The sequence below is a fragment of the Microbulbifer sp. VAAF005 genome (assembly GCF_030012985.1).
GTDB lineage: Bacteria > Pseudomonadota > Gammaproteobacteria > Pseudomonadales > Cellvibrionaceae > Microbulbifer.
Map to the genome: position 1 here is coordinate 820,856 of NZ_CP120233.1, position 17,933 is coordinate 838,788.

Genomic DNA, 17,933 nt, shown 5'->3' on the forward strand with positions numbered 1-17,933 from the left:
TATGCCTAGCTAAAATTCATACTCTAACCTACTGTGATGGATCAGCACGATTACATACAAGTGCAATTACAACCTCACGAATCCATGTTAGGTATTAAGGGTTGCGATTAGATCAATTCACAAATGATATTCATAACTTTCTATTAGGATAGAAACTATTAACTCTTCACACCTAGGAAGTGAGGATTCCTAAAATACAACTCACGAGATGTTAAAGATCAATTTGCCCCTTGTGATTCAATACTCCAACGCTCACAGTATCAACTTGAATATCTGAAGAGGGTGAGTAATTCGAAAATTTTTAACAAAATTCCCATATGTCATTCGCCTCCAGTTGTAGAAGTAAATAATTAGCCGCATATATAAAGATTAAACTCTAGTCGGGCTGTGCGTTTTCACAAAATAAAGTAAAGCTTGTTTTGCTTCGCTACGAGTAGTAAGTGCCATTAATCAGGGAAAATTCTACTGGTAGCACTACCACCTTTCCCGGTCCAGAAAAAGGCAGCGATGAGTTGAAGGAATTGTAATAATGTGAGGAATGAACGACTTAAATTAGGTCTTAGGTACCTCGCTTGGCCTAGGCAAAGCGATATACCAAAGCAAGGCAACCTGAGAGTATATTGGAGTTAACTTGTAAGCCTTTAAGGCAAAGCCAGAGCGGATAAAACCTTAAGAATGATGGTTTTATCCACTACTTAACCCCTGTAAATGAGTCCTAAATCAATGTAAGTTATCCCTCTCTTCTTTCATTCTCTTACCTATCGCTAAATGCGCCGCTGGATCAAAATGGTAATAACCTGAGAGATCATCTGTTTCATGAGCCTCAACATTATAGAGGTTGTCTGCAACAGACTGTTGGGCAGACTGGATAGCTCCACTGGCATCACCATAGTGGCTTTTAGCAATAACAATGGGCAAGTCATAATCATTTAGCGCTTCCCGTAGGCCATTCACCAGACAGGTCAAATTCGCCTCATAGTTGTTTTCATTTACACTTTGCCCTCCATCATTCCAACCCTGGAACCAGATAAAACTATCGATTTCAATCGACTTATTTTCATACTGCGGAAAGTAACCAGCCAAGACTTCAGGGTCGCGCAAGGCCTCAATCTTCTCCAACATCGCAGTGTAAAGAGACTCCTGATTTTCCTCATCTTGGGTCCACTCATTAGCGGCGGAGTCATGGCAGCCAGGGACCTTCCAGTCAACTCTCAGGTCAGTACCACCCTGAACCACTTTTAAAAGTAACAGATCGTTCTCAGTCTCTTCACCGAGATAGTGCCCTAAAGTGAGCTCTGGTCCATAGCGGTTAGTAGACACGCCGTAATTGGGGAACAATTCACCATAGCGCTCAGAGAATGAGAGAGAACCTGTATCACTCAATGAACCCTGATACTGGAGTACGTTAACATTATCCAGAGCACCTTCAAGATCTGCGTCTAGGTGGCCATCGGCATAAATCTCAGCCACTTCCATAGCAGTACTCATTTGCATCCAGGCATCGTAGTTATACCCATACGAACCATCGCTTGAGGAGAAGTAATAGCTACTAATGGTGGCGAAGAGTCTGTCAGTCAGGTCAAAATCACGGCTATCACAGGTTTCACCTGAATAGGAGTCGAGACTACCCGCACGGCAGAGGAATTGCCCAAGTTTCTGGACCACAGAATCCTCACCATCCTCACTAAGCCTTTGGTTATAGTCAGTCAGTGAATCACTATTGTTGATAAACTGCTCAGTGATCTGCTCATCGCTAATCACCGTAGAACCACAGTCAACATCGCCATAGGTATAATCCACATTGGCGTGACAAATCAGCTCCTGCAAGCGATCTAACCGAGTGTTGTTGCCTTCCATATTGGACTGGCCAGCCATGACTACAACTTTTACAACATCCTCATTTGCCGTCTCACCCACAGGATCAATATCCACGTCGCCTCCAGACGGGTAGATAGCAAAATCGTAGTCATAGAACTCAAAGTCCCTAAAGGTATCAGGGGTTGTGACTATCAGTGCATAGAGCTCATGATTTGCAGGTACCGGCACTATAGTGCTTGAATCTTCTCCGGAACTGTCAATATCAAAAGGATAATAACTGCGAGAACCGGTAGACGGGTTATAAACCACTGCGCGACCACGGAAGTCAGCATGCGCTGGGTTATTGTCAGCATCGACCTTGACAGCAATGGTGTAATTGCTATCTTCAGTGATGCCTTCCACTTTAAAGGCGTTAAAAGCCCAAGAGCCTGGCACAAAACCAGTATCCATATCGGTCCAGCTATTACCCGTCCCTTCCTGGTCAAATGTTTGAGTGTACTTATTATCGTGGGTACTGGCATCGGGGTGCTCACTCAACATTCTACTCAAAGAGGCCGCCTCCGAAATCTGATAGGCCTCACTCTCAACCATATCCCAAGTCGTAATTTGTGCAGCAAAATCGGCAAACAGGGCTTTCATGTCGTGCCCTTGGGCTGTTAAGTAAGCATCGGCTGCTTCCAGGTCGTTGAGCCCATCTCTGGAATTGCGGAATACACCTCCCATCAGGTCCTTGCTAACCGCATAATTTGTAAGCCAAGACCAGAAAATATAAGCGCCGTACTGATGCCCGCCTTTAAAGTCATAACCGTATTGATGATCAACAGGAGAGTCTTGTATGGCCCAAAGAGAAATATGCGGGTGGAGAGTATAGTAACCCAACAGGCTATCCTTAACGCCCGGGATATTATGATCTGCTCCCCAGCTTGCAGAGGATTCCAAAGTATATTTACCACTCGCTTCACCGGTAACCCTATTCAAGCGGCCCTGATAAGAGTGGAAGTTCTCATGCATCCAGTGCTGGGCATTAGACTGGGTAAGCGGATTATCTTCAAGGGTATAATCCTTAACAAAAGTATTGCTAATCGCGTCGTTCAACTCCAGATCACGGGTAGATCCCTCATCGCTGAAGTAGGTGCAAAGTTCACCTTTGCCGTACATTCCGGCCTCAAAGATATTCCTTTCCCAAACCCTCTCTTGAGCCACTATATAGTGCTCAAAGTTAGCCATGGTCTTATCAGTATCATCGGACCACCACTGGCACTGATAGGTTGAACAAAGGTAATTGTTGTAGCCATCATAGGGACTGGCAGCAATCATGGATTCATTACACTTGCTGCCCCCCAAATCCATGACATCATCATATGTCAACACACGCTCATAGAGCCGTACATCCCAAATTTTTCCTGCAAAGGGTCCGAATTGCAGCATATCACCCAAACTGGAGTAACTATCACTATCAATAGAAACCGAAGAAGATGCCTCACCATTTAAATAGGTAGTCAATGTGCCATTATCGACTGTAATAGCGACATGATTACAGCTACGAGTTTTTAAAGTGCTCTCACCATTAGAAAATTGTTGGCTATCCTGACTCCCCAACTGTCCTACAATATCACCACCGCTGGTACCTACATAAAAACTGCCTGCATTGTTATTGCCTGTAGGATCAGCAATAGACCGAACTATTACTTCATCGCCTTCATTGCTATCCGGAATAAACTTAAATGACAAGCTAAAATAGGTGAGATCATCTTTTTCGGGAAGGTCTACAGTCATGTCAGCGCTGTTGAAATCATTGCGACTGACAAACATTGTGCGCCCTTCTAAATCAGGATCTGAAGATGCACTTTCTGTTAATGCCGTACCCTCAACAACCACAGAGTTTTCACCGGCTACATCACGGAATTCCAAGTGAGAAGGAACATGTACCAACAGGCTGTCTGCAGGTCCTTCCAAGAAATCGCTGACACAATCATTTGCCGCGACCTCAATAGTAACCGTCGCAATATTACTTGCACCGCTTCCGTCTGACGCTAAATAAGAGAAACTATCGGTACCAGTAAAATCTGTCGCTGGGAGGTACTCCCAGCGCCGCCCACTGCCCGTTAAACTACCATGAGCCGGTTCAGACTGGATGGAATAGTCTAGTGAATCTAAATCCGCATCATAAGCGGCTAGAAATATGGATTTAGCAAGGCGGCCATGTGCAGCCATCTCTACCAGCTGGTCATTGGCAATGGGTAGAGTGTTACTGGCACTCCCCCTGAGGGAGTATCTACTACTCCCCCACCAGAACCCTCCTGTGGAGTTGCCTCATCGCTACTACTGCCGCCACCGCCGCCGCAGCCAAAAAGCATGGCAGTTAGCAATAGTACAAAAGGACTCTTTAATGTCTTTTGAGGCTGGGAATTTCTATTGGTACGTATAAACATTATTTGTCATTTAAAGATGCTGAATTTACCGGCGCAGCTTATAGGTATGCCCCGAATGGCGCCGTGAACCAGTTCTTTGATTTGGTCAGCCTGATTCACATTTCATATAAATTCTAGCTTTACTCATGTCGCTCTTTAATTGTCAATTATTTTTGATAATTAAATGTTTACAAGAACACAATTTTCGCTGAACAAATAGATGGAACCTTATCGTTAAAATATTCGAAAAGTTATTAACATTAGAAGCCCTCTACTCAGTACCCTAGATCTAATTATATTGCGATTTTTAACTTACAAATAATCACTTCACATCTCCAGGCTTTAGACACTAGCGCTTAATCTTTAACCTTCAAAGGACCTCAGAAATTCTCCATTGCCAGAAAATATAAAAACCGAATCCCACAAGTAACAACCCGTAAATGAAAAATCACTCATTTAAACTAACGATCAAACTTTAAAGAAAATACTCACAAAGAATATGATCTGCTTAATTCTTCATCAATATGTCGACAACACCTTTACCGATTAGTCAGTTTAGACAGCACATCACTTACCCTTGGTTTGAAGTCTCCATAACAAAGCTCAGGAGCCCATGAATAGTTCAGCGATGCTTCCAGCTCCCCGAACAGCTCACAATCACGGGGTCGCTTTCAAAGCCCAGCAAGGCGAACCTTTGAGGCCTGCAGCGATAACACAGGATATTCAACAGCTCCCTAAATAGGGCTTTTATGCACACTGGACATGTCTACCAAAGTCTGTAAATTGATTTGATCAAAACTTAACACTTCGCCGCCCTCTACATCAGCGAAAGCTTGGGCATCCTGCTGCCTAGCAAAACTTGCCAATGTTGCCCCCATGGAGCCCTGCTTCGCATGCCCTATCACATACCAGGCCTTGCGGGCATCTATATAGGTTTCCTCATCAGGACGGTCCCAAGGTGTTACCGCCATATCGTGTACAAAGGCCTGCTGAATATTATGGCTATTTTCAGGATCTACAATAAAGGCAAACATATCGAGGGTGGAACAGAATTTGAGATTTCCCTCTTTTCCTTTACTAATTAGCTGGCCTTTAGGGCCAGAGTAGTTGGTAATGATCATACCGCATAAATGACATTCTTCACCATTTTCAATCGCTACTACCTGATGAGCCAAAGAAATTTGCTTGTCCGCTGTACAACCTATTAATGAAGCAGCCAATATCAATAGCAGAAACAATATTCTGATTACAAAAGCATGCGCTAATAGATATTTCATCTCACCCTCCCAAATTCATAACTCACGGCGACTAAAAATATACAGTGCCAGACTAGTGGGTAACACTAACCAAACCAACATCCCACCCAGCAACCCGAATAATGAAAATTGGGATTGATTCGCAAGCGCCATAAATCCACTGAGATTTTGGTCCGCAAAATAAGTAATGTTAACCAACCGAAAGATGTCCGTTGGATTAACTAATAGCAAATAGGGAAACAGATCGGCATTTACATTGCCCTCAGTTGATACCAACAACCCCAATAAGCCAAGATCAAACACCAGCACAAAAACAAACCATATTAATATAGCTATACCGGCCGCCTTGGATTTCTCTGATACACTAGCACTAACTACATAGGCAATAGCAATAAATATCCAGCCCAGCAGAACTGCAGACGAAATAAATACCATATAAGGTATCAGTAATTCGCTCCAGGAAGTATGAGCGGAAAATAGTCCAATCACCACTGCGGAAGAACCAAAACCTACCAGTGTTGAAAATGCCATTATCGCGCCCTGCCCTAACATCTTCCCTAATAGGAGCTGAGTACGGGACAGAGGGTATGTCATTAATAGCAGTAGAGTACCACTTTCATCTTCACCAACAATGCCATCATATGACAGTATCATTGCGATCAGGGGAATAATAAATACCGCTAAACTTGCAAGACTAACAATTGTTGTTGATAGAGAGCTAAAACCAACCTTTCCCGCTGCTGCAGCTCCAAAGTATGCCAAGCCTGTTGCCAATACCGAGAATATAATACATATTGATAACACCCAACGGTTACGCAAGCCATCTCGAAACTCCTTTGCGGCAACGACAAATATCGAGCCCGTCATAAAACACCCTCCTGGTCAAAGCGCTGCTGATTAAAGTAGGTGTATAGGTCTTCGAGAGAGGGTAATTGAATATCGATCTTATCAATACTTCTTAACTTCGTAAGTATCCGCAGAGCTTGCATTCTTTCATCCATAGGTACAAGCAGCTCTGCGCCCTTGCTATGACTCCGGGTCAAAGGCCTCAATTCTTGAGGCAGCTCTTCTAGCAAGCCGGATTGTCCTTTTAGCTGGAATACCGCAGGTAGACTTGCCTGGTCTTGCAGTTGCTCAATACTACCAGTAGCCAGAACCCTACCCCGCCGCAAAATAAGCGCCCGATCTAAATATTTCTCAACGCCTGGTAGCACATGCGAACAAAGTACAATTGTACATCCCTGATGCTTTAAGTGATCAATAGTATGATAAAACTCCCTAGTGGCAATTGGGTCCAAGCCAACGGTTGGCTCATCCAATAGCAATAAGCGCGGGTTACCCAGTAATGCCTGCGCTAGCCCCAGGCGTTGGCGCATCCCTTTAGAGTAGGTTTTAACACGCCGATCATAGGCATCTTTCAAGCCTACCTGCTCAAGTAGCTCCATACACTGTTTTCGAGTGGCTCCCTTTAACTGAGCAAAATATTCCAAGACTTCCAAACCCGTAAGTTGAGCATAGAAGCTGACATTCTCCTGTAAGAATCCCAATTTACTTCGAAATTCACGCCCCCCTGTTGAGCCGGATCTTTGCCAAAGACGCTGATTCGGCCAGAGGAAGCACCTATTAACCCTAAAATCAATTTGATGATTGTTGTTTTGCCGGCTCCATTATGTCCAAATAGACCAAAAACCTCACCCGCTTTCAAATACAGATCAAGGCTCTGTAAAGCCCTAATTTCACTGTATTTCTTCCCTACTTGTTGTAATTCAACAATATTCCCTGTTTGGCCCATTATTCTGCACCTGCCTGAATACGCTCCTGCAGAAAGTCGCTCTCATCAGAAAGTTTCGTTTCTGCTTGCTTCCATATTGTCTCAGTCATTAATGGTTGACTATCAATCACTCCAGGACCTTTAAACACCGGAAATTGTCTTTGCACCCAACGTAGGGTTTCTATTGCTGGGCTATTGAGCAAAAGCCTTGCTGATGGAAACTTCCACAAAATCTGGTCAACGCTATCATTCGGCTCATATTTAATATCACCGACACCATCTCCGTTCATATCCCAACCCAGGTAATCACTCCAGTAATTTCCTGCCCAATCCTGGCCACGACTGGATACATACTTCACTTGAGTTTTATTATTTACAAAAGAATTTCCCTTTAGTGCATTATCTTCAGATGCCGCTGTCAGGTGGATACCAATATCGCTATCGGCAAACCTATTACCAGCAAATTCATTGAATAGTGAGTTGTAAATGAATAGCGCCTTGCCTTCCAGCCCAGTTATTTTCGCCTTCTTAATGCTCGTTTTTTGCATATGAGGATTGTTGCGATTCTGGATGCCTTTAATATCATTATTTCGCAGGACTGAATTCGTGATGTAGTTCATCAAGATTCCGTAGTTCACATCATTTACCGAACGATTATTTAGCACTTTCAGATATTTTGACTGCATTAAAGCGTAACCAGTACGGGTATTTTCAGTTAGGTTACCCTGTAGTAAATTGTGGTATGAATACATGTAGTGTACGCCATAGCGCAAATCGTGTAAGTAATTACCAATCAACTCATTGTTATTACTACTATCGATATATATGCCATCCCGAGTTTCCCAAATTTCGTTTCCCTTAACCAAAACCTGTGACACATTAAATAAGTGAATACCATTACCACGGTCAGCTGCCCGTAATCCTGGATTACCTCGTATTTTGTTATTTAAAATCTTAGCTGCACGGGTCGTATCCACCCAGATACCAAATCCGCCACCATGTAGACTATTGTTTTCAATACGACTTCCGATTGCAGAACTCGACAAAAGGATTGCGGCATCCTGACTTGTCAGGTCTTCTCCCCAGTTTATAATTTGCAAATGATGCACATAGCTATTTTCTGCTTCAACCTGTAATGCATGGCCCTTGCCACCCGCATCAATTACGGCCCCCTCTTCCGAAGTTAGCTCTATTGTATTTCGAAGGATAAAGTTTCCTGGATACATCCCCTTTCCCAATATCAGGGTGTCTCCCACTTGGCTCCGATCCAGTGCTAGTTGCAAATCATCCTGCGGGGTTAGGGAAATGACAGCTGCATTGGCCATGCAGCTACCCAAAAGAGCTATAAGGCCCAAAATTTTTCTGGAAAAATTCAGAATGGACACTCCTCAAATAAACCCGACAGGAATTTAGCCCTGCCGGGTATCTATACTTGTTAAACAGGTTCCACCAGCATGCGACCACGCATTTCCATATGCAGCGCATGACAGAACCAGTTGCAATAGAACCACTGAACTCCTGGTTTATCAGCAGTGAAGGTTACGGAGGCAGTTTGTTGTGGGCTTATTTCCATTTGTACGCCATGGTTTACCATGCAAAATCCATGGGTAACATCCTCAATCTGGTCAAGATTGGTAACAACCACAGTAACCTCATCTCCCTGCTTTACCCGAAACTCATTCATGCCGTAAACGGGTGCGACTGAGGTCATATAAACACGCACTTTTTTGCCATCGCGTATTACTTTATTTTCGCTATAAACATCGACGCCATCAGCCTTTGCCATCGCAATAGTGGCGGCAAACGTAGGGTCATTACGGTCATACAACTTCCGGGTTTTTACCTTGGAACGATGTACAATCATGCAGTCATGGGGCTCCGCATAAGTTGGGCCATCATGTACCAGCTTCATTTCATCGCCAGATATATCAATTAACTGGTCATTCTCGGCATGTAAGGGCCCGCATTGTAAGAAGCGGTCTTTGGAGAATTTTTGTAGTGATACCAAATATTTGCCATCGGCATCACGGGTTTCTCCCATACTGGTATGATTGTGACCCGGTTGATAATGAACATCCAATTTTTGCAAAATGTAATCAACATTTTCACCATTGTATGCATGAATGGCTTTTTCCACATTCCATTTACATACTTGACTATCAATAAACAATGTAGTGAAGGCATTGCCCTTACCATCAAATGCGGTATGCAATGGCCCTAACCCCAGCTCTACTTCAGCAACAACGGTATCGCGCGGTTTTATTTTATCTTCGAACAAGGCATCAAACTTGTCTAATTGGAACATTGTCACCGTAGGCGATAGCTTCCCATTGGCTACTGCATACTTTCCATCCGGAGCTGTATTAATACCATGAGGATTTTTGGGAACCGGTACATAGCGTGTTAGATCAGAACCTTTTCGACCATCTAGCACCGGCACTTTTGAGCCTTCCAGAGTGGTAAACCTGCCCGCTTTTACGGCGGCTTCAATACGCTCAATATTGAAAATAACCAGATGGTCCCGTTCCGCCTTCATAGAGCCGGTGAGATCAATCGCACCCTCTGAGTTATAACAGGTAGAGAATGCATACTTCCCTGTATAGTCCGCATCGGTATTGTCGAGGTTACCGTCCACTATTACCTGCCATGCCACATCCATACTTTCTGCATCTACACCACTAAATAGAGTGTAATAACCCGGTACATCATCCATGTTTAGGCCATTATTTGGATGGGGAATCCGGAATTCAGCGTTGGCAAATACATACTTGGTATAAGGTACTTTTTGTACCCGCAACCCATGAATAGCCTGACAGTTCGGAATGGTGGTGATTTTGTCAGCCTTCATAATGTCGCAGCGAATCCTCGCAACTCGAGTATTTGCTTTATCATTAATAAAAACATACTTACCGTCATAATGACCATCGGTCATCGACATATGTGGGTGGTGGCTATCACCATTTAACGGGGCATTTTCTCCCAGGATGGCTTTGCTCTCATTAGTAATACCCCAACCAGTTGCACTATCTACATTGAATACTGGAATTCGCATCAACTCTCGCATGGATGGCAACCCGAGAACACGCACTTCGCCAGAGTGCCCTCCACTCCAGAAGCCATAGTATTCATCCAGCTCCCCTGGGCGAACTGAACCATCATCACTAGTGGAAGCTTGAGCACTGGAGGATAATAAAGTACTCCCAACTCCTGCCCCAAGCGTACTTGCGATACCCGCCAATGCCGCTGAACCACTGAGAAATAAACGCCTGCTAACTTTCACATGCTCTGTTAGCTGCGAGTTTTCCGTATCAACCGTAGGTAGGTCTTTATCTTTCGGATCTATCATTCTCACATTCCCCATTAAAAGGATTAAGTGTTTGGTACCGACTCAGTCACATCCAGAGCTTTTATTCTTTCCATTGCCGCTTTTTGCCTATTTTGTTTTTTAGCTTTAATCACCAGCGGGGGGCATTTGTCATTTCGATAATAAGTTACCTGGCAATCCAAACAGTGATGACACTCATTGGCATTGATTGAACCATCTGGGTGAATCGCCTGTATTTCACATTCATTGCTACATACCCTGCACGGCTGACCACACTCTTTACGGCGTTTCAGCCAGTCAAATAAACGTAGGCGAGCAGGAATAGCCAAGGCTGCCCCAAGTGGGCAGATATAACGGCAATACACCTTGCGGGTAAAAATATTGACTATAAGTAGCACAGCGGCATAAACCACGTACCCCCACTCCCTATTAAATTTCAGCAGGAAAGTGGTTTTAAATGGTTCTACTTCAGAGTAATACTCAGCTTCAGACAGAGATTCCAAAGATACTGCAAATAACACAAGAAGAATCACATACTTGATTGCCCAGAGGCGCTCATGTACGGCAAAAGGAATCTCGAACTGCTTAATTTTTAACCGCCGAGCGGCTTCATTAATAAGTTCCTGAAAGGCACCAAATGGACATAACCAACCACAGAAAATTCCCCGCCCCCACAGCAACATAGTCATTGCAACAAAGCTCCAGAGAAGGAAAAGTATGGGATCAAGCAGGAACAAGTCCCATTGAAAATTCCCCTGGAACGTATGTAGAAAAGTAAAAACATTAACTACAGAGAGCTGCCCTAACGTATACCACCCAATAAAGACAAGTGTGAATATCAGGTACCCTTGACGAAGATTCTGCATCAGTCGAGGATAGCGGACGAGAATATCCTGAAAAATGACAATCCCGAGTAGCACAAATAGTGCTACGGACAATATCCCGATCTGGAATGCCTTTTCATGCCAGATGCTAACCCATAGGGCTTCAGATTCTGGCTCTAAATCAGAACTGATTAATTCAGGACGTGACAAGTATTTTTCCGGAGTTAAATAATCACCATAAAAGCTGGTGAATACGCTATCTAGCGCTCCAATCTGACGACGAACCAATAATTCCAGCTGCCAGGCTTCTCCTGGATCAAAATCATAATGGTCCCGAATAACAAAGATCGCCATTTCCTCAAATCCGGGGAAACCATCAATGTAAACATCATCAAGTCTATAGTAATCTGAGTCATGAAAACTGATGACCTTACCGTTTTGTAGCAACTGGGTACGGTCAAAGATCCCACCGCGAACGTAGCCATTACCCTTGAAGGAGTAATCGCCCCTTCCCATCACTGCAATCGCACTATCACCAGGACTAATCTCGCTCATTAGCCAGTCATACTGAGAATCACCTAATAAATTTCTACCAATAGACGGTATATTAACCGGCGCATAATATAGATCTATTAATGCTTTCTCTGCTTCTTCAGGATTTTTAGCCGTTTGGTTTTCAGCCTTGGTGCCTACAAAAGCTAAATCGACATCCTTACGCTTAAGTAAAAGCCTCCGAATTGAACCATCTTCCGTCAAACTGCCCCAATCGGCTTCGGAAAATTTCTCTGATTTTATACTGGCTCGAACTTTTACAGTTCTAAGGGAAAGCCCTGCAAGACCTAAATGACGCGCAACTTTTCGAGCAGCACGCATAATAGTCTCATTTACCACCCTAACTGTAACAGTAGCACCGGACACCATATCTATATGGTGCTTTTCTTCACTACTATCATTACCTACGCGAATATGGTCAGTAACACTCAAGCCTTGATATCTATTTGCAAAATCAAAAAGTCCCTGCTCTGGAATACCTACCAATAGAATAGGCTCATGATGCTCAAGCACCTGAACAGCCAAAAACTTCCCATCCTTTCCCATCACAATCAAAGTATTGATGGGCTTACCCGAATAGGCGGGGATTTTTACAATATCATTGGTATTGAAGGCATATCCGATTTCAACATCATCTTTATAAATGCGCCGAATTAAGAACTGCCCATCAACCAGAGATTCTTTATTAGTAATTTTGGTAGCTCCAGGAAATACCTGGAATATAATTTCCCTTTGTTGCTCTTCACTAACTGGCACCATTGACTGTGCACCATTAGGTAAAGCAAAAAATAGCAATACACTAAAGCATAGATACACCCAAGAATCGGCTAATAATCTGTAACATCCTTTCATCATTAGCAACCTTTGTGATACCTATTGCTGGGTAGAAATCCCGACTATGATTGTATTGGACATAAAGTACTTTTACTTAAGTTAGGCAAGTAACATAAACAAATGAATACGATGATCTACATCCCAGATCTAAATTACCTCTGCATCGTATTTCCTTGAAGATAACGTATCTCGTGCTCTATATTGATAGCCTTGCTTATAAGTAATTTCTGGTATGCCAGAAAATACTATCTCGTCGGCCACTCTTTGTATTTCGATTGCCAGGCTTAGTAATAGCTTTGGTTCTTCGGATTGATTCAAGGAGATCGGTACGCTCAGTAAGACGGCACAGATTGCCAGTATTATATCTTTGGATGAAACAGACATAATGATATCCCCTATTTCACTCGAGATGATTCATCTCAAGTGAAAGTTTAGAAGGACAAGCTTTGAAGTTTCTTGATGTCTATCAAGTTTTTAGGGATTTTAGCTTGCGAAAGCCAGAATGCTGCATGGATTGGTAGGCAGTAGAAACTTAAATAGATGTAAAGCTTCGGGCAGGGACATTTTAGCCCCAACTTGCCTCAACGCTACACCTTTTTGACAGCAAACCGAATAATTACTTATTTGACTTATCGGATACTTATCGCATCCTGAAAAAAATTGATTACGCCTAAATTACTGCTTGGCAAAAGAGATATTTTGGGCGGGGGAGTAGTGACGACAAAAAAATAGAATCTACACTTTTACAGACACCAAGAGTCTGAGTTTTAAAAAGTGCAACTTTGCTACATCTATTAACAATTAAAAGTGATCTTTCTCACGGGAGTTGCTTATCAAATCCTAGCAAGACATACCGCCGGTTGGTTAACCTACTTGACTAATGTAAAAAATCCCGTAATAACTTGCAGGCCTTTTGGTAATGCAGGACGTGGCTAAACGATTTATTACCCTAGAAGCTGGAGAGACGCTGGACATAAAACACCAAGGGTTAAAAGAGGCAGATTAACTGGTTATGTACTAATGCCTTAATCGCTCAGTAAACCAATAAAGAAGCGGGGGATCTCACTGGCGATTGGGAACCGGCATCCAACTACCCTTAAACTTACTCAGCGCCCGGATCACGATTTTGACCGCTGATATCACCAGCTCCGATAGCTCACCGCATCTCTCATGCTTCATTCATGAGTACTCTTCAATTTACCCTGTTTATGAATAAAGCTGTTTTCTAAAAAGCGTCGGGATAGCTCAGCTAGTATCTTTGCAGACTTTGGGAACACTAGATGATAGGAGCAACGTCTAAGCCCTTTGCGAGATCTACAATACGGTTGCGGTTACCTTCAGCTTGAACCTTTCTGGATTTACTAGGTTATTTCGTGGCATTCCGGTACGAGTATATTTCCGCCAGAAAGAGCAATGTTTCGCCACCTCTTCTATAGTAATTCCGATCTATAGAATATGATGAAGCTTCAGTTAGTCCCAACATGGCGAAGTCGCCTGTAATCCACGCTTAAGGAGCCCCTGAATACCTCTTACTATTTGCCAACCTGTCTTTAAGTGGAAGGATAATGGCCATCCCAAAAAAGGGCCAAATATTTGGTTGCAAATGAAACCCTCGCCCTATTCTGTATGGCAAAGTAGGATAGGTACTCCGCCTGCAGGTGCAGCGCGGTACCAAGGAATAGAGAAACCAGAAGACGCCATGACCACACAGCAGTTCGACGACTTAAATGTTGTCTCCCAGGAAGTACTGATCAGCCCGGAGACGCTGAAAGCAGAACTCCCCATTAGCGATGCCGCTGAGGCGACCGTCGCCAAAGGGCGCGCCGCCGTGCGCAACATCCTTGATCACAGAGACCACCGCCTGATGGTGGTTATCGGGCCTTGCTCCGTACACGATGTGGACGCAGCAATGGATTATGCCAAGCGCTTGAAGGCGATTGCAGATAAGGTCTCCGATACTCTGCTGATTGTAATGCGTGTCTACTTTGAGAAGCCCCGCACTACAGTTGGCTGGAAAGGCCTGATCAACGATCCCCATTTGAACGACTCCTTCAAGATTGAGGAAGGCCTGCATATTGGCCGTAAACTGCTACTGGACGTCGCCGAACTGGGACTGCCCACCGCAACAGAGGCTCTGGACCCGATTTCCCCCCAGTACCTGCAAGACTTGATCTCATGGTCTGCTATTGGCGCTCGTACTACTGAGTCACAAACTCACCGGGAAATGGCCAGCGGCCTCTCCTCTGCCGTAGGCTTTAAGAATGGTACCGATGGTGGCCTGGAAGTCGCTATCAACGCCCTTCAGTCTGTTGCCAACCCCCATCGCTTCCTCGGTATCAACAAGCGCGGTCAAGTCGCAATTATCCATACTGCAGGCAACCCATACGGTCACGTGGTACTACGGGGAGGTAATGACAAACCAAATTACGACTCGGTAAGTGTTGCGATGTGCGAGCAGGAGCTGCGCAAGTCCAATATCGTGCCAAACATTATGGTCGATTGCAGTCATGCCAATTCCAATAAAAACCATGAGTTACAACCCCTCGTGGTCGACAACGTGACCCACCAAATACTCGATGGTAATCAGTCGATTATTGGCATTATGGTGGAAAGCAACCTGAAGGCTGGCAACCAGAAAATCCTACCAAATTTGGACGATATGGAATATGGAGTTTCTGTTACCGATAAATGTATCGATTGGGAAACTACCGAGACTCTGCTATTGAGTATGGCTGAGCAACTACGTGAGCCCCTTAAAGTGCGCATTTCTTAGACAGACTTTCTTAAGAGGCCCCTTACGGGCCTCTTTCCTATCATTTGCTGATAATTGTAATATCTGCCCTTTATTAAATTACACTCCCCACTTGATAAAGCCCCTACAAAAGGGGTACTTTTGCCGTGCCGTGATACACATCTGTCATATATTCCCTCAAGCCAGCAAAGTGTGCATTAGCGGCTTAGTTAGTTGTGGTCGGATTCTGGCGCCTAATCTTGTACCTAGAGGAAAATAGGAAGACGGCAAACATGGAACTGCAGTCCAACAAGGTGGCCACCTATATTATTGGTGGGTTTACTCTGACCTGGCTGATAGTCAGCCTTAGTTTTGCCCTTGATGGTGGCTCTACCATCTCCTGGCTTGCCACCGCGCTGTGTACACTTTTATCTATAGTCACCCTTTCCTTCAAGGCAACACATTACATCGATGGAGAATCAAAAAGCTATATCTCCAAGCGGCAAGCCCTATGGCACTGCTGGACGGAAACGCAATCTCTAGAAGCTTTTAAGGGAGTTAAAGTTATCCCTTACTCACCTCACAATACTAATCGTAAAAGTAACCTTTCCAGCTGGCAGGTTATATTGGTTTTTCTCCATAGCAATAGGAGAGATTACATTCAGGCTCAGATCTTTCCCTCCAGGGAAGATGCGATGGCTTACGCACATCAACTTGCACTATTTACCGCGCTCCCTCTACTCGACTAGCTCCCCTATTATCCGATAAGTGGTGGGACTACTTGCCATCCCACCTTACTCTATACAGCTGATACAGTTATTTCCGAGCTTTAGCAGTATATCTGAATCTACACTATCCTACCTCTCAGTCAAATCAAACAAAAGCCAGGAGCTTCGAAATGGACTCAATTCAGTGGGAAATGTCGAGCTCTACTATTGCTCGCAAATTAGATGAAGATGCCCACCAAGTCACTTTTTCTCCGCCTCACCTCGATAAAGTGAAGCAGGGCGAACTACTTAAATTTCACGCTCATATTAATGTCGAGCAAATGCCTGAGGGGCATCATCTAAAGAAAGCCACCATATTTTCCAATGTTCCTAATGGTGGAACCTGGGAACTGATCTGTGATGAAGGCACAGCAGTTGGCGGTAGAGGCAGTGCCCCGTCTCCAATTATGTACTTTTCTGCAGGTCTAGCCCTTTGCATGATGTCTCACATCGAAATGCTAGCAAAACTCGCGGCAATTAATCTAAAGAATGTAAGGCTAGAACAGAAAACTGAATTCTCAACGACTTTAAACTTGGGGGGCATCAGACCTGAAAATGTATTCGGTAAAGGTGACAAGGTAGAGATACACTTAATTATTGAAAGCGATGAGCCCGAAGAAAAACTGGTGGAATTTATGCATTGTTGCCGGCAAGCCTGCATGTCCCTTCAAACCGTTGCTAGCGCGACACCGGTCGATACCCAACTATTCATTAACAACAAAGCTATTGAATTTGATTAAACCCAAGTATGGCCTCCCAATCTACGAGGCCATACTCTATTACCGCGCCTAATTGTCATCCATTTCCTCGAGCCTAGCTTTAGATAAGGCGGAAGCAACGAGCCCTGTGGGAATCGCAACCACTCCCAAACCGATCAAAAGAACAAAGAAAGTAAATACTCTTCCTCCGAGAGTAACTGGGTACATATCGCCATATCCTACTGTGGTCAAGGTTGTTACTGCCCACCACAAGCTATGAAAGATAGATTTAAATTGTTCTGGCTGGGCAGTATTCTCAAAATAATAGATACCCACCGCAGCCAAATAAAGTAAAATCAGTGCAGTCACACCAAACAGAACTAACTCCTCTTTGACCATACGAAATGCACGGCTAAATCTAGCCACAGCTTTACTATAACGCAATAGCTTAAGAACCCTAAAAACTTGAAATAACCGAACAACCCTAAGCGCCCTTAAGTCCAACCCCGAAGCAATATAAAATGGCAAGAATGCCAGAAGATCAATCAAACCATAAAAACTAAATATAAAGTTCAACTTATTTTTTGCGACATATACTCGACCTAGATATTCCACAGTAAAAACTATCACCGAGAAAACCTCAAAGGCATGCAAAAAACCCTTCTGACTTTGAGTTAAATCCGGGATAGTACTAATTGAAAATGAAACTAACGATGCGACTATCAAACACTGAATAAATATAGAGAAATACTTCCCTGATTTGCTTTCATAATTGTCAATCAACCTTCTCGCACTCAACATCACTCTTGGAGTCCCAGTTTAAATAGCTAAATATTTAAATCGCAGTATAACATGCACCAATTAACAACCCACCACCCCACATTTATAGATACCAAATCAAGCCCCCTTAGTGTGACACATGTCAAAATCACTCATACTGAGCGTA

The 17,933-nt window shown here is 43.8% G+C and carries 13 protein-coding genes; 3 read left to right on the top strand and 10 right to left on the bottom strand.

Translation table 11 applies throughout. The annotated features are described in order from the left end of the window. Window positions 1-720: 720 nt before the first annotated feature. From P0078_RS03575 to nosR, 9 genes are all read right to left on the bottom strand, one after another. Window positions 721-4,032 (bottom strand): sialate O-acetylesterase, encoded by a 3,312-nt coding sequence (locus P0078_RS03575; RefSeq protein WP_282933106.1) that lies wholly within the window; start codon window positions 4,030-4,032, stop codon window positions 721-723. A gap of 2 nt (window positions 4,033-4,034) precedes the next feature. Next, on the bottom strand, window positions 4,035-4,250 hold the full coding sequence (locus P0078_RS03580; RefSeq protein ID WP_282933107.1) for a hypothetical protein: 216 nt from the start codon (window positions 4,248-4,250) through the stop codon (window positions 4,035-4,037). A gap of 713 nt (window positions 4,251-4,963) precedes the next feature. Continuing rightward, on the bottom strand, window positions 4,964-5,506 hold the full coding sequence (locus P0078_RS03585) for a nitrous oxide reductase accessory protein NosL (RefSeq protein ID WP_282933108.1): 543 nt from the start codon (window positions 5,504-5,506) through the stop codon (window positions 4,964-4,966). A 15-nt stretch (window positions 5,507-5,521) separates the two neighbouring features. Next, on the bottom strand, window positions 5,522-6,352 hold the full coding sequence (locus tag P0078_RS03590; protein WP_282933109.1) for an ABC transporter permease subunit: 831 nt from the start codon (window positions 6,350-6,352) through the stop codon (window positions 5,522-5,524). Continuing rightward, window positions 6,349-7,032 (bottom strand): ATP-binding cassette domain-containing protein, encoded by a 684-nt coding sequence (locus tag P0078_RS03595; protein ID WP_282933110.1) that lies wholly within the window; start codon window positions 7,030-7,032, stop codon window positions 6,349-6,351. Before P0078_RS03595 ends, P0078_RS03590 begins: the two co-directional genes overlap by 4 nt. After that, window positions 6,954-7,277 carry an ATP-binding cassette domain-containing protein gene (locus P0078_RS03600; protein WP_282933111.1) on the bottom strand — a complete coding sequence of 108 codons (324 nt, stop codon included), beginning with the start codon at window positions 7,275-7,277 and terminating at the stop codon, window positions 6,954-6,956. The genes P0078_RS03595 and P0078_RS03600 overlap by 79 nt, the downstream gene beginning before the upstream one ends. Continuing rightward, a complete protein-coding gene (locus P0078_RS03605; protein ID WP_282933112.1) occupies window positions 7,277-8,581 on the bottom strand; it encodes a nitrous oxide reductase family maturation protein NosD in 1,305 nt (434 codons plus the stop codon). Before P0078_RS03605 ends, P0078_RS03600 begins: the two co-directional genes overlap by 1 nt. Window positions 8,582-8,691: 110 nt before the next feature. Then, entirely contained in the window at window positions 8,692-10,602 is a 1,911-nt protein-coding gene (gene nosZ / locus P0078_RS03610) for a TAT-dependent nitrous-oxide reductase (RefSeq protein ID WP_282933113.1), read from the bottom strand. 23 nt (window positions 10,603-10,625) lie between these two features. Then, window positions 10,626-12,716 carry a transcriptional regulator NosR gene (gene nosR / locus P0078_RS03615; protein ID WP_282933114.1) on the bottom strand — a complete coding sequence of 697 codons (2,091 nt, stop codon included), beginning with the start codon at window positions 12,714-12,716 and terminating at the stop codon, window positions 10,626-10,628. Between the two features lie 1,774 nt (window positions 12,717-14,490). Here nosR and P0078_RS03620 point away from each other — a divergent pair. The 3 genes from P0078_RS03620 (at window position 14,491) to P0078_RS03630 (ending at window position 17,029) form a co-directional block, all read left to right on the top strand. Beyond that, entirely contained in the window at window positions 14,491-15,564 is a 1,074-nt protein-coding gene (locus P0078_RS03620) for a 3-deoxy-7-phosphoheptulonate synthase (protein WP_282933115.1), read from the top strand. Window positions 15,565-15,815: 251 nt separating this feature from the next. Then, complete coding sequence (locus P0078_RS03625; RefSeq protein WP_282933116.1) at window positions 15,816-16,271, top strand: hypothetical protein; 456 nt, start codon at window positions 15,816-15,818, stop codon at window positions 16,269-16,271. Window positions 16,272-16,420: 149 nt separating this feature from the next. After that, a complete protein-coding gene (locus tag P0078_RS03630) occupies window positions 16,421-17,029 on the top strand; it encodes an OsmC family protein (RefSeq protein ID WP_282933117.1) in 609 nt (202 codons plus the stop codon). Between the two features lie 48 nt (window positions 17,030-17,077). Here the strand turns inward: P0078_RS03630 and P0078_RS03635 are convergent, their stop codons facing one another. After that, window positions 17,078-17,788, bottom strand: coding sequence for an ion transporter (locus P0078_RS03635; protein ID WP_282933118.1), 711 nt, complete (start codon window positions 17,786-17,788; stop codon window positions 17,078-17,080). Window positions 17,789-17,933 lie beyond the last annotated feature (145 nt).